This is a genomic window from Actinomadura viridis (genome assembly GCF_015751755.1).
GTDB classification, from domain to species: domain Bacteria; phylum Actinomycetota; class Actinomycetes; order Streptosporangiales; family Streptosporangiaceae; genus Spirillospora; species Spirillospora viridis.
In genome coordinates this window covers 8183139-8196225 of record NZ_JADOUA010000001.1, presented here as the reverse complement: position 1 = coordinate 8196225, position 13087 = coordinate 8183139, and the positions used below count along the sequence as shown (strand labels likewise).

Below are 13087 nucleotides of genomic sequence, written 5' to 3'. Positions count from 1 at the left end.
TTAAGTACTACGCCTTGTAGTACTACATTCTGTCGTATGAGCACCGTCGCTCTTCTCACCGACGCGGCCCAGGGCGCCGCGACGCCGGCCGACTTCATGGCCGCGCGCCAGCAGATGGCGTTCACCCTGGGCTTCCACATCATCCTGGCGTCCATCGGCATCGGCCTCCCCGCGATCACGCTGCTGGCGGAATGGCGCTCGCTGCGCACCGGCGACCCGGTCTACGCCGAGCTGGCCCGCCGCTGGATGAAGGCCGCCGGCGTGCTGTTCGCGGTCGGCGCGGTCTCCGGCACCGTGCTGTCCTTCGAGATGGGCACGCTGTGGCCCGGCTTCATGGACAAGTACGGCCAGGTCTTCGGCGCCGCGTTCGCCCTGGAGGGCATCGCCTTCTTCATCGAGGCGATCTTCATGGGCATCTACCTGTACGGCTGGGACCGGCTGTCCCCGCGGGCGCACTTCGTCACCGGCATCCCGGTGGTGATCGCCGGGCTGCTGTCGGCGTCGTTCGTCGTCACCGTGAACTCCTGGATGAACCAGCCGCGCGGCTTCAGGCTGGTCGACGGGGAGGTCACCGACGTCGACCCGCTCGCGGCGATGTTCAACCCGGCCACCCCCGTCCAGGCCGTGCACCTCATCCTCGCCTCCCTCATGGTCTGCGGCTTCGTCGTCGCGTCCGTGTACGCGGTGGCGCTGCTGCGCGACCGCCGCGCCGGGCGGGTGGACCGCTACCACCGGCTCGGCTTCGCAATCCCGTTCTCGCTGGGCGCCGCCTGCGCGCCGCTGCAGGTCCTGGTCGGCGACTGGGCGGCCCGGTTCGTCGAGGGCAACCAGCCGATCAAGTTCGCCGCGATGGAGGGCATCGAGCACACCGAGGCGGGAGTGCCGTTCCGGTTCGCGGTCTTCGAGATCCCGAACCTGCTGTCGCTGCTGACCAAGTACGACGCGCACGCCACGCTGCGCGGGCTCGACGCGTTCCCGGCCGACCAGCATCCGCCCGCCGAGGTGGTCAAGACCTCGTTCGAAATCATGATCGCCATCGGCATGGCGCTGCTGGCCCTGGCCGCCTGGTGGGCGCTGGCCTGGTGGCTGCGCCGCCGCGGCACGGGCCGCAACGGCGAGCTGTCGCCCCGCCGCGACCTGCCCTGGAAGCCCTGGTTCCTGCGGCTCGCCGCACTGGCCGGAGTGGGCGCCTCCATCGCGATGCTGGCGGGCTGGACCACCACCGAGGTCGGCCGGCAGCCCTGGATCGTGTACGGCGTGATGCGCACCGAGGAGGCCGTCAACCCCAGCCCCGGGCTGCGCTTCGGTCTCTACGTCGTCCTCGTCGTCTACACCGTCCTGGCGATCGCCACCATCAGCGTCCTGCGCCGCATGCGCCGCCGGCCGCCAGCCGGACCCGGCACCCCCGCCCCCGAACCCGTCACCGCTGGGAGCCCCCGATGAGCCACGGCGACATCGCCCTCGGCCTGATCCTGCTCGGCCTGTCCGCCTACCTGCTGTTCGGCGGCGCCGACTTCGGCGCCGGCCTCTGGCACCTGATCTCCCGGCGCCGCTCGGAGAAGGAGATCATCGAGCACGCCATGGGCCCGCTGTGGGAGGCCAACCACGTCTGGCTGATCTTCGTGATGGTGATGACGTGGACGGCGTTCCCGCCGGTCTTCGCCGAGGTGATGAGCACGCACTGGGTGCCGCTGTCCCTCGCCGCGCTGGGCATCGTGGCCCGCGGCAGCACGTTCGTGTTCGCCAAGGCCGTCCCCGACCGCGGCTGGTATGCCTGGACGTTCGGGATCTCCTCGGTGCTCACCCCGTACTGCCTGGGCGCGGTCGCCGCCACCATCGCCACCGGCGGCTCGTCCTGGGTCGGCCTGGCCGGGGTGTACGGCGGCGTCCTCACCACCACCCTGTGCGCCTACCTCGCCGCCGTCTACCTGATCTGGGACGCGCTGCGGCTGGGCGACCAGACCCACTCGCTGCGGTTCCGCGGGTACGCGCTGATGTCCGGAGTCGCCTCCGGCGTGCTGGCCCTGCCGGGCGCCGCGGCGCTCGGCGTCCACTCGCCGCTGATCCTCCTCTCGGCCGCCGCCGGGCTCGTCTCGCTCGCCCTGCTGGTACGCCGCTCGTACCTGGCCGTCCGGGCCACCGCCGCGCTGGCCGTCGTCGCCGTCCTCTGGGGCGCCGCCGGGATGGCCGGATTCGACCTCGACTCCGCGGTCGCCCACGACGCGGTGCTGGAGATGGTCTTCATGGCGCTCGGGGCCGGGGCGCTGATCCTGGTCCCGTCGATGATCTGGCTGTACGTCCTCTTCCAGCGCGGCCCGGGGGAACCGTCCCGTACCGCATGACCCGCGAACCCGCGTGACCCGCGAACCGGCGGCGTGCCGGGCCCACGGTCGGCAACCTCCGCCCGGCACGCCGCTCCCCCCGCAAAGCACGTCCCGACCGCAATCGGTGATCTTGCCCTGCCGAAAAGGGGAAGGATCCGGGCCCGCCCGGCATGGGGGAGGAAGATTCCCCCATGCATCCAGAGGAACAAGACGTCCCCGGCACTCCCCCAGAAAATTGGAAAGAGGACCCGATCGGCTCGGCGGAACGGGGGGAGAACCCCACCGTCCTGCACCGGATGAACACCGGATGGGCCGTCATCGGCTACACCCAGCACCTTCCCGGCTACTGCCTCCTGCTCTACGCGGGCGTCGCGGATCATCTCACCGACCTGCCCCGCCGCGAGCGCACGGCCTTTCTCGACGAGCTCGCCCTCCTCGGCGAAGCCGTACAACGGGCCTGTTCCGATCTCGACCCCGCGTTCGCGCGGATCAATTACGAGATCCTCGGCAACTCCTGGAACCACCTGCACGGACACGTCCATCCCCGCTACCGCTGGGAGCCGCCCGAACTCCTGCACGGCCCGGTCTGGCGGTACGGCCGGGAGCGCGACGCCCCCCGCCACGAACTGGGCCCCCGTCACGATCCGCTACGGGCCAGGATCACCGAAGCCCTGCTCTCCCTGACCGGGTGACGACGGCGTAAGCCCTGCCCGCCCCGGCCGGTACACGGCCGGGGCTTTCCCCATCGGTCACCGAGCGCTACCTTTCCCTCAGGGGGGTCGATGACCAAAGGATGATCAATGGGGAAGCACAAAAAGGATGAGGACTGCTCCTCCTGCAATGGCAAGGGAGGGTCGTGGAAGACCAACGACGGAAAGCGCTTCTGGGCCCCCTGCGCATTGTGCAACGGATCGGGTAAACAGTGAACATCCGGGAGGCACTGGCCACGGTGCCGAGGGAGGCGTTCATCCCTGACGAGATCTTCGTCCCGGGCGAGAACGGCTGGCTGGTGCCTCTCCGGCGCTCCGAACATCCGGATCGATGGCGGGAGCACGTGGCGGCCGACGAGGCGGTGGTGACGCGGACCGATTTCGATCCCGACGTCCCGCCCGAACTGCGGGACGCCGCCACGGGGCGAGGGGTGGAGGCGACCAGTTCCAGCAGCGCGCCGTTCATCATGGCCCGCCTCCTGGACGCCCTGGAGCTCGAACCGGGCATGCGGGTGCTGGAGATCGGCGCCGGCACCGGCTACAACGCGGCCGTCCTGGCGTGCCTGCTGGGAACGGAGAACGTCGTCAGCGTCGAGATCGACCCGGTGGCCGCCGCGCGCGCCCGGGAGGCGACCCGCGCGGCCGGTCACCCCGTCCGGGTCGTCGACGGGGACGGCGAGCGGGGCCATCCGCCGGGCGCGCCGTACGACCGGGTCATCGTCACCGCCTCGGCCCGCGAGGTCTCCCGGGCCTGGCTGGAGCAGACCCGGGAGGGCGGGCTGGTCCTGGTGCCGTGGGCACCGACGTTCCACCCGGACTGGCCGCTGTGCCGCGTCACCGTCGGCCCGGGCGCCACCGGCGAGGGCCGTTTCCTCGGCCCCGCCCCGTTCATGCCGTTGCGCGGCCGGAGGGTGCGGCCGCGGGCCATGGACGAGGCCGAGGAGCGGTGGAGGAAGGCCGGTCGGCCTGACTGCACCCGCTACGGTCTGACCGTGACGGCCGAGGGCCAGTGGGTGTGGCTGGACTCCCCCGGCAACGTCATCGGCTGACCGTTCACCAGCGGTCGACGTGCAGCACCTCGTCCAGCGGGACGCGGGGAGCGGGCTTGAACGACTCGCCCGTGTAGTACGCGGTCGGGATGAGCGCCCCCTGGCGCACGCTCTCCGGCAGGCCGAGCACCCCGGCCACCTCGCGTTCGTACTCCAGGTGCAGGCTGGTCCAGGCGGTGCCGAGACCGCGCGCCCGCGCCGCGAGGCAGTAGTTCCACACGGCGGGCAGCAGCGACGCCCACAGCCCGGCCTGGTTGCCCTTGGGCAGCTCGCCGCCGTTCAGCCGCAGGCACGGGATCACCAGGACCGGCACCTCGCCCATGCGTTCGGCGAGGTGGACCGCGCTCTCGGAGACCCGCCGCTGGGTCTCCGCGCGGGCGGGGTCGTCCTTGAAGAGGCCGGCGGCGGCACCGCCCGCTCGGGCGTACGCGGCGAAGGACCGCCGGTAGTACTCACCGATCTTCGCGCGGACGTCCGGGTCGGTGACGACGATCCACTCCCACGTCTGGAGGTTGCTCCCGCTGGGCGCCTGGAGCGCGACCTCCAGGCACTCGCGCACCAGTTCCAGGGGGACGGGCCGGGTGAGGTCGAGGCGCTTGCGCACCGCGCGGGTCGTCGTCAGCAGTTCGTCCGGGCCGAGGGGAAGAGTCGTCATGGCCCCATCGTGCCCGGTGGGATCGGAGCGCGCAGGCCCGGGTTCCATGGGCGGGCGGCTGCGCGCGGACGTCGCCGGTCAGGGCGTGGCCGCGTCCAGGCGGGCGACCGCGCCGATCTCGAGCGCCGTCCAGACCGCGCCGTCCGGGCCCACGGTGATGCCATGGGGTTCGGAGGAGGGGGTGGGGAGGTCGTACCCGGTGATCTCCCCGGCCGGGGTGACCCGGCCGATCCGGCCGGCGCCCCATTCGGTGAACCAGCAGTCTCCGCCCGGGGCGGCGGTGATGGCGTGGGGCCGGGCGTTCTCGTCGAGCGGGAACTCCCGGATATCGCCGTCCACGGTGATCCGCCCGATCCGGCCCGCGGCGATCTCGACGAACCACAGGGCGCCGTCGGCCCCGCAGGTGATCCCCACCGGCCCGGCACCGGCGGTGGGGAGGTCATGGACCGTGATCTCGCCGTCGGTGGTGACGCGGCCGATGGCGGCGGCCTGGTTGAGCGTGAACCACAGCGCCCCGTCCGGGCCCGCCGTGATCATCGAGGGGAAGCCGCCCAGGGCGGGCAGGGCGATGCGGGTGATCTCGCCCTCGGGCGTGATCCGCCCGATGTGGTCGGTGTTCATCTCGGTGAACCACAGCGCGCCGTCCGGACCGGGCGCGATGCCGAACGGGCCGCCGTCGCCGGGCAGGGCGAACCCGGTCACCTCGCCGGAGGTGGTGATCCGGCCGATGTGATGGTCCTGCGTACGGGAGAACCACAGCGCGCCGTCCGGGCCGGGCGTGATGATGGTCGGCCCGCACCCGGGAGGCCCGGCGGGATGGCGGGTGACCGTCCCATCGGTGGCCAGCCGCGCGATCTCGCCGCTGTGGACGAGGGTGAGCCAGAGCGCCCCGTCGGCACCGGCGGTGATGCCGTACGGTCCGGCGGCCTCCGCAATCGGGTACTCGCGGATCAGCGGCATTCGGGAAGTCCTCACGTCGTGGCGGTCGGCGGCCACCTTGCCCGCCCCGGGCGGGGCGGGCAACTCATTTTCGTGCTCAGGGGACGGGGTCGAGCCGCCGTTCCTCGGCCGCGGCGGGCGCCGGCCGCCTGCGCCCGGGGAACCACCAGTTGGCGTGGCCCAGGAGGCTCATCAGGGCCGGGACGAGGACGAGGCGGACGATCGTGGCGTCCACCGCCACCGCGATGGCCAGGCCGAGCGCCATCATCTTCACCGTGGGGTCGGGCTGCGGCACGAAGCTGGCGAACACGAAGATCATGATGAGCGCGGCCGAGGTGATCAGGCGGGCGGTGGAGGCGATGCCGGTGACGACGCTCTCGTGCGGGTCGCCGGTACGGTCGTACTCCTCCCTGATCCGGGAGAGCAGGAAGACCTCGTAGTCCATGGAGAGCCCGAAGATCAGGGCGAACATGAACAGCGGCACGAACGACATGATCGGGATGGCCTGGTCGACGCCCAGGAACCGGACGCCCCACCCCCACTGGAAGACGGCGGTCACCACGCCGAACGAGGCGCCGATGGACAGCAGGTTCATCAGCGCCGCCTTGACCGGCACCAGGATCGACCGGAAGGCCACGACCAGCAGCAGGAGGGCGACCCCGACCACGGCGATCACCACGCCGAGCATCCGCTCCCCGACGGTGTCGGCCAGGTCGATGATGGCGGGGTTCTCGCCGCCCAGGTAGATCGCGGCGCCGGGGTGGGCGTTCCGGGTCGCCGGGAGCTCCACGTCGCGCAGCCGGTGCACCAGGTCGGTGGTGGCCTGGTCGTGCGGGGCGCCCGCCGGGACCACGCGCAGGGTGGCGGTCGTCCCGGTGACGACGGGTTCGGCGGCGAACGCCACGCCGGGCACCTCGGCGACGCGCCGCCGGAGGTCCTGGGCGAGCAGGACGGCCCTGGGGTCGGGCTTCTTGGTGAGGTCGGGCGCGCCCTTGACCGGGGTCCTGCGGGGCTGGGTCACGACCGTGGGGCCGGTGAGCCCGCTCAGCCCGGAAGGCTCGGCGACCTCGGGATCCTTCGGCGCGGGCAGGCGCGGGGGCTCGGTGCGCCGCACCGGCCCCGGGACCTTGCCGACGATCACGAAGGGGCTGTAGTGGCCGGGACCGAACTCCTCGGCGACGATGTCGTACGCCTGCCGGGAGGGCATCGAGGTCGAGGCGGTGCTGTCGGCCATCACCCCGAACCGCAGGCTCAGCGTCGGGACGGCCAGCACCAGCAGGACCAGCGTCGCGGCGATCGCGTACGGCCAGGCCCGCCGGTCCACGTGCCGCCCCCACCGCGTCCACCGCTCCGAAGCGCGGTCGGGCCGTACGTGCGGGAGCCGGTAGCGGTCGATGCGGGTGCCGATCGCGCCGAGGAGGGCGGGCAGCAGGGTCAGCGACGCCAGCACCATGATCGCCACGGCGCCCGCGGAGGCCAGCCCCATCCGGCCGATGAACGCGATGCCCGCGAGGAACAGGCCGCAGATGGCGAACACGACCGTCCCGCCCGCGAAGACGACCGCGTGCCCCGAGTGCGCCATCGCCCGCCCGACCGCGGTCTCGACGTCGTCGCCCGCGGCGAGCTGCTGCCGGTAGCGGGTGACGATGAACAGCGCGTAGTCGATCCCGGCGCCGATGCCCAGCATCGCGGCGAGCATCGGCGCCGTGGGGTGCACCTCGGCCGGCCCGGCGGAGAAATGGATCAGCGAGTACGCGATCACCATGCCGCACAGCGACACCAGGATCGGAACGCCCGCCGCCAGGTACGACCCGAACGCCAGCAGCAGCACGACCATCGCCAGCGCGATGCCGGCGCCCTCCTGCGGGCCGCCCTTGGGCTGGTTGAGGAGCATGGCGGTGATGCCGCCGAACTTCACGTCCAGCCCGGCCATCCGCGCCGGTTCCACCGCGCGGTCCAGCGCGTCCAGGTCGGAACGCACGACATCGCCCATGGTGCCGGTGAGGTTGAGCCGGATCACCACGGCGTCGTCGCTCTTCAGGCCGCCCATGCCCTGGACGTAGGGGTTCTCGGCGAACGCGACGCGGTCGAGCCGGGTGATGTTCTCGATGGCGGTGCCGACCGCCAGCGCCACCCGCCAGTCCCCCGGGCCGGCCTCGGCGGTGGAGTGGAAGACCACGGTGGCGGTCGGCCCGGCGAGGGCGGGGAAGTCCTGCCGCATGGTGTCGATGGCGCGCTGGGTCTCGGTGCCCGGCAGCGTGCTCTGCTGGACGAACACGCCGCCGTACGTGACGCCCAGGACACCGGTGCCGAGCATCAGCGCGATCCACACACCGAAGACGGCTCGGCGCCGGCGCACGCAGAAGCGGCCCAGTCTGTCCAGAAATCGCGCCATGCAGGCAGAAAAGCACGCAGCCTGCATATTTGCAATAGCTGCAATTTTGCACCGATGGTAAGATGAGTGACATGGATCACTCCCCCGGCCTGCGCGAACGCAAGAAGCGGCGGACCCGCGCGGCGCTCGCCACCGCGGCGCTGCGGCTGTTCGCCGAACGGGGGTACGAGGAGACGACGATCGCCGACATCGCCGCCGCCGCCGAGGTGTCGCCGCGGACCTTCTTCAGCTACTTCCCGAGCAAGGAGGACGTGGTCTTCGCCGAGGTGGACGACCGCCTGGAGGAGGTCGCCGAGAAGCTGGCCCACCGTGAGCCGCGCGAGTCCGCCTGGCAGACCATCCGGCGCGGCGTGATCGGGGTGATGGAGGCGCTGGTCTCCGAGCACGGCGAGTACGGCGCCGTCCAGGTCCGGCTGATCCTGGAGCGTCCCGCCCTGCGCGCCCGCGCGCTGGAACGCCTGACCGACACGCAGGAGGAGATCCGCGCCCGGCTGCGCGCGCTGTGCCCCGACCTCGACGAGATCGACGCCGTCGCGGCCTCGGGCATCGCGATAGGGGGGTTGCAGGCGGTCATCGTGCACTGCCGCCGGCACGGGTACGACGCGGTGTCGATGCGGGCGGCCCTCGACCGGGCACTGGCCGTCGTCGAGCACGGCCTGGGCTCGGTCGAGGCCCTGAACGCCCCCGCCCCGGTCAGCCCGAGATCTTGATGCGGAGGCGGCGGAAGCCGCGCCCCTTGTTCTCCACCTTCGCCACCGTGATCCGGCCGATCTGCCGGGTGGAGGCGACATGGGTACCGCCGTCGGCCTGGGTGTCCAGCCCGACGATGTCCACGATCCGCACGTCCTCCACCTCCGGCGGCACCAGGTTGGTGGCGGTGCGGACGATGTCGGGGATCTCGAACGCCTCGGCGCGCGGCAGCGTCCGGACGTCGATCCGCCGGTCGGCCTCGACCTCCTGGTTGCAGGCGTCCTCCACGGCCTGCTTGAAGCCGGGCGGCACCTCGCGCAGGTCGAAGTCCATCCGGGCGGTCAGGGGCTCCATGTTGCCGCCGGTGACCAGGCAGCCGTAGTCGCGGAACACCACGCCGCACAGCAGGTGCAGGCCCGAATGGGTGCGCATGAGCGCGGTCCGGCGCTCGTCCTCCACGGCGCCGCGCACGCTCGTCCCCGCGGGCGGCACGGGGTCGCCCTCGGCCGGGATCAGCACGAGGTCGTCGCCCTTGCGCACGCCGGCGATACGGGTCTGCACACCCTGCCACAGAAGAACCCCGAGATCCGGCGGCTGGCCGCCGCCTCCGGGATAAAATGCGGACCTGTCGAGGATGATCCCTTCAGGGCCCGCGTCGAGGACGACCGCGTCCCACTCCCGCAGTGTCTGGTCACGAAGTTCCAGCCTGGCGGTGCGTCCGTGATGGTGGGTGCCCATGCTCATGCTCGTCATGCTAAGGGCCGCGCGGGGCCGCGCACCGGCTCTTGTCCGACTCGTCAGCGTGTTCTACGGAAGGCCCGCGCGTGCCCCGACTGGTCTTGTCCGCCTTGGCGGCGGTGCTGGTGTTGTGTGTCTGCGCGGCCTCCGCCGTCTACCTGACGGGGCGTTCCCGGCCCGTACCCCCCGCCCGCTCCGAACCGGAACGGCGCGCGCCGGTGGTGTTCGTGCTGGGCGACAGCTACACCGTGGGCATCCGCGGCATCAAGGCCGAGCGGGCCTACGCGGCCGAGACCGCCCGCCTCCTCGGCTGGCAGGTCGTGGTGGCCGGGATGGCGCGCACCGGATTCGCCGGGACGGGCGGCACCGGCGAGACCTTCGCCTCCCTGTACACCGAGCAGCTCGCCTGGCGGCCCACGCCCGACATGGTGGTGGTCTCCGGCGGCCACAACGACGTCGGCCAGCCGCCCGGACTGGTCGCGCAGAAGGCGCGGCGGCTGATGGAGACGCTCCAGCAGCGCTGGCCGCGCACGCAGATGGTGCTCATGGGCCCGCTGTGGGGCGGCGACCCGGGCCCCAAGGCGCTCCGGGTGCGGGACGTGCTGCGCGAGGTGGCGCGCACCATGCGCATCCCGTTCGTCGACCCGCTCGCGGGCCGGTGGATCACGGGGAACGTGCGCAAGCGGACCGGGAACGCCGGCCACCTGATCCGCGCGGACGGGACGCACCCGAACCCGGCGGGCAACCGCTACCTCGCCCAGCGCCTCGTCGACGACCTGCGGGCGATGCGCCTGGACAGGCCGGTCCTCGGCCGCACCAAGGTCGCCTACAGCCCGCCGTCACCGTCGCCGAGCACCGGGACGGGGCACGAGCAGGCCATCCCCGGCCAGGGGGACACGCCGCGCCTCACGCCCGAGAGCCGGCGCCGCAGGGAGGCCGAGCAGCCGTAATCGGGGCGGCAAGGGCGGCAAGGGCGGCCGGCGCGGCCGGCGCGGAGGCCGGACGCGCTACCAGGGGCCGGGCTCTACCAGGGGCCGTAGGGGCCGGAGCCGGAGCCGCCCTGCCCCTTCTTCTTCTTGTAGGGCTTGACGGCGGGCTTCACGTCGGCGAGGTAGATCGCGGCGACGATGAACGCGGCGATCGGCAGGAACGACAGCAGCGGCAGGAAGTTGGCCGCGCCGCCGAGGCCGACCACGTTGGCCACCACCAGCAGGATCAGCCACAGCTTCTTGCTCTGCTTGTCGGCCGCCGGGAAGGCGCTCTCCGGCACCTGCAGGACGTCCACGAGCGCCACGACCTCGAAGACGAACGCGACGATCGCCAGGAACCAGAAGAAGTAGGAGAGCCCCTCCAACACCAGTGATCACCACTCTCGTCGCCACGGCCGGTACGCCCACCTTAGTCAATCAACGACGGAGCCCGGCCGGTTGATCCCGGCCGGGCTCGGTCGTTCGTACGTCCCGCGCGGTCCCGCACCCGGCGCCCGTACCCGGACGGCGGCGGTCCCGCGGTGCCGGGAGTCAGCTGCCGCTCTTCTTGGCGGCACCGCCCCTGGCCTGCGCGGTCCCGCGCTGCTGGGCGGCGCGGCCCCGGGGGGCGGGCCTCTCGGTGATCTCGGCGATCTCCACGGCCTCGCGGTGCACGACCTTCTTGCCGCGCTCGGCCAGCTCGTCGATGAACTCGACGGTGCGGGTGCCGAAGTGGGTCACGTACGCGACCGCGGCGCCCGGGATGTCCTTGACCTCCAGCCGGCCGACGTTCTCGCGGACCTCGCCGCGGTAGCGGCCGACGGTCTCGCGGACCTGCACGCGGTACTTGTCGATGTTCTCGCGCATCTCGCCCTGGTACTTGGTGGCGGACTCGCGGGCCTTGGTGACCTGGTCGGGCATCTCGCGGATCTTCTCCATCGCGAGGTCGCCGGCTCCGGCGACGGTGTAGACCGCCTTGTTCTCGCGGATGGTGTCGGCAATCGTCATCCGTTCGCTACCTTTCGATGATGGGGCCGCTCTCGGGCCCGCTCGCTGGTTCTTCGCGGGGCGCCGGCGCCGGGTCCCGTGGAGCGTCGCCGTCCCCGGCTCCGTCCTCGGCGTCGTCCTGGTCCGCCACGCCCTCGGCGGCGTTCTCCTTCAGGAACGAGGCGTAGATGTCGAGCAACACCTGCTTCTGCCGTTCCGTGAGGATCAGGTCGGCCCGCAGCGCCGCCTGCACGTCGGTGTCGGCCTCGCGCGCTTCGAGGATCCCCGCCTGCACGTAGAGGACCTCCGCGGAGATCCGCAGCCCCTTGGCGATCTGCTGCAGGATCTCGGCGCTGGGCTTGCGCAGGCCGCGTTCGATCTGGCTCAGATACGGGTTGGAGATCCCCGAGACGTCCGCGAGCTGGCGCAGCGAGATCTTCGCCCGCGTGCGCTGCTCCCGGATGTACTCCCCGATGGAGCCGACCTTCGACGTCGCCATGTCTTCCAATCTGCGTCATGGTGCTTGCAATTGCAAGCACGCTGCTAGCACTCCGGCCGTGATGCTGATCACATTCCGTGATCGGATGATCTTCAACGGGTGACGGCCCGGCTCAGCCGACCTCGGCGGGGGAGACCGTCCAGGTGTTGCACGCCGCGAGGCGCTGGTCCCGGTAGCCCTTGGCCACCCAGCCCGCGTAGTTGTCACCGGAGCCGTGGTCGCGCTTCTCGGCGGGCTGCCGGTCGTCCCCGCGGCCCCGTACGTCGGCCATCAGGGCCTCGTACTGCTGGCGGGTCATCGGCAGCGTGCGGCGCTCGGCCCCTAGGAACGCCCCCGCGAAGCACTGCGCCTGCAACTCGATCCGGCGGCTGGTCTCGGTCCGGGCCGGCACGTCCCTCGACCGCTCCATCCGCTGCTGCCCGTAGAGCAGGATCCCGGCGCGCTCCTGGACGTGGTGCCCGTACTCGTGGGCGATGACCCTGGCGAACACCGCGAAGTTCGACAGCGGCTCGCGGCCGGAGGTCTCGATGATGTGGTCGAGGCCGACGTACATCGTGTTGTTGGCCGGGCAGTAGAAGGCCGAGGCGCCGGGGCTCGGGTACGTGCCGCACGGGCTGCGGCCCGGCGCGTCCCAGAACACCCGGTTCGGCGGGGCGTACGCCATCCGGGCCTTCCCGAACTGCCCCTTCCACGCGCCGTCCAGGCAGTCGCTGAGCCGGTCCATGAAGCCGCGCATCGAGTCGGCCCCCGGGTCGATGCGGGGCAGGCGGCAGCGCACCGGGGTCAGCGGCCCGGTCGCGTACAGCCGGTTGGCGGTGGCGGTCTCGCTGCTCACGGTGTCGCCGGCCCGCAGGCCGGATGCGGTCATCCGGCCGCCGCCCACACCGCCGAACGTCGCGAGGCCGAGCACCACCAGGACGGCCAGCCCGGCGAGCCCGCCGAGGACGCCCGCGGCCGTGACGTCCACCGCGCGGCGCGGCGGCCGGCGGCGCGGTTCGTACCGGTAGACGGCCCTGCGCGGGCCGTCCGGCGGGTCGTGCACCACCGCCGGGGCGGGCGCCGGTGGGGGGTGTCGACCTGCCATAGCGCAAAATCATCGCACAGTTGGCAAAGCACGCAGACCGACCATGCAG

Annotated in this window: 14 protein-coding genes; 6 read left to right on the top strand and 8 right to left on the bottom strand. The window is 72.1% G+C overall.

From position 1 onward, the window contains the following. The first annotated feature begins 36 nt into the window (after window positions 1–36). The 4 genes from IW256_RS37175 to IW256_RS37160 all read left to right on the top strand — a co-directional run bounded on the left by IW256_RS37175 (window position 37) and on the right by IW256_RS37160 (window position 4083). The gene (locus tag IW256_RS37175; protein WP_231404085.1) at window positions 37–1443 is read left to right on the top strand and encodes a cytochrome ubiquinol oxidase subunit I; all 1407 of its coding nucleotides are present in this window, start codon (window positions 37–39) and stop codon (window positions 1441–1443) included. Next, window positions 1440–2342, top strand: coding sequence for a cytochrome d ubiquinol oxidase subunit II (locus IW256_RS37170; protein ID WP_197015401.1), 903 nt, complete (start codon window positions 1440–1442; stop codon window positions 2340–2342). Before IW256_RS37175 ends, IW256_RS37170 begins: the two co-directional genes overlap by 4 nt. A gap of 173 nt (window positions 2343–2515) precedes the next feature. Next, on the top strand, window positions 2516–3016 hold the full coding sequence (locus IW256_RS37165; RefSeq protein ID WP_197015400.1) for an HIT family protein: 501 nt from the start codon (window positions 2516–2518) through the stop codon (window positions 3014–3016). A 230-nt stretch (window positions 3017–3246) separates the two neighbouring features. Beyond that, entirely contained in the window at window positions 3247–4083 is an 837-nt protein-coding gene (locus IW256_RS37160; RefSeq protein WP_197015399.1) for a methyltransferase domain-containing protein, read from the top strand. A gap of 4 nt (window positions 4084–4087) precedes the next feature. Here the strand turns inward: IW256_RS37160 and IW256_RS37155 are convergent, their stop codons facing one another. From IW256_RS37155 to IW256_RS37145, 3 genes are all read right to left on the bottom strand, one after another. Then, window positions 4088–4738, bottom strand: coding sequence for a nitroreductase family protein (locus IW256_RS37155; protein ID WP_197015398.1), 651 nt, complete (start codon window positions 4736–4738; stop codon window positions 4088–4090). Between the two features lie 78 nt (window positions 4739–4816). Then, window positions 4817–5698 (bottom strand): Vgb family protein, encoded by an 882-nt coding sequence (locus IW256_RS37150; RefSeq protein ID WP_197015397.1) that lies wholly within the window; start codon window positions 5696–5698, stop codon window positions 4817–4819. A gap of 76 nt (window positions 5699–5774) precedes the next feature. Continuing rightward, window positions 5775–8072, bottom strand: a complete 2298-nt coding sequence (locus IW256_RS37145; RefSeq protein ID WP_197015396.1) for an MMPL family transporter — start codon at window positions 8070–8072, stop codon at window positions 5775–5777. Window positions 8073–8143: 71 nt separating this feature from the next. Between IW256_RS37145 and IW256_RS37140 the strand changes: the two genes are divergently transcribed. Then, window positions 8144–8782 (top strand): TetR family transcriptional regulator, encoded by a 639-nt coding sequence (locus tag IW256_RS37140; protein WP_197015395.1) that lies wholly within the window; start codon window positions 8144–8146, stop codon window positions 8780–8782. Here IW256_RS37140 and IW256_RS37135 read toward each other — a convergent pair. Then, window positions 8766–9506: an alanyl-tRNA editing protein gene (locus IW256_RS37135; RefSeq protein WP_197015394.1), complete on the bottom strand. Its 741-nt coding sequence runs from the start codon at window positions 9504–9506 to the stop codon at window positions 8766–8768. The genes IW256_RS37140 and IW256_RS37135 overlap by 17 nt on opposite strands. An 80-nt stretch (window positions 9507–9586) precedes the next feature. Here IW256_RS37135 and IW256_RS37130 point away from each other — a divergent pair, with 80 nt between their 5' ends. Beyond that, complete coding sequence (locus tag IW256_RS37130; RefSeq protein ID WP_197015393.1) at window positions 9587–10450, top strand: SGNH/GDSL hydrolase family protein; 864 nt, start codon at window positions 9587–9589, stop codon at window positions 10448–10450. Window positions 10451–10524: 74 nt separating this feature from the next. On the opposite strand, the gene IW256_RS37125 is transcribed toward IW256_RS37130, so the two are convergent. From IW256_RS37125 to IW256_RS37110, 4 genes are all read right to left on the bottom strand, one after another. Further along, on the bottom strand, window positions 10525–10857 hold the full coding sequence (locus IW256_RS37125) for a DUF2516 family protein (protein WP_197015392.1): 333 nt from the start codon (window positions 10855–10857) through the stop codon (window positions 10525–10527). Window positions 10858–11020: 163 nt separating this feature from the next. Beyond that, window positions 11021–11476 (bottom strand): hypothetical protein, encoded by a 456-nt coding sequence (locus IW256_RS37120; RefSeq protein WP_197015391.1) that lies wholly within the window; start codon window positions 11474–11476, stop codon window positions 11021–11023. Window positions 11477–11483: 7 nt separating this feature from the next. After that, complete coding sequence (locus IW256_RS37115) at window positions 11484–11954, bottom strand: helix-turn-helix domain-containing protein (protein ID WP_231404084.1); 471 nt, start codon at window positions 11952–11954, stop codon at window positions 11484–11486. 112 nt (window positions 11955–12066) lie between these two features. After that, a complete protein-coding gene (locus IW256_RS37110; protein ID WP_197015390.1) occupies window positions 12067–13038 on the bottom strand; it encodes a neutral zinc metallopeptidase in 972 nt (323 codons plus the stop codon). Between the last annotated feature and the right edge of the window lie 49 nt (window positions 13039–13087).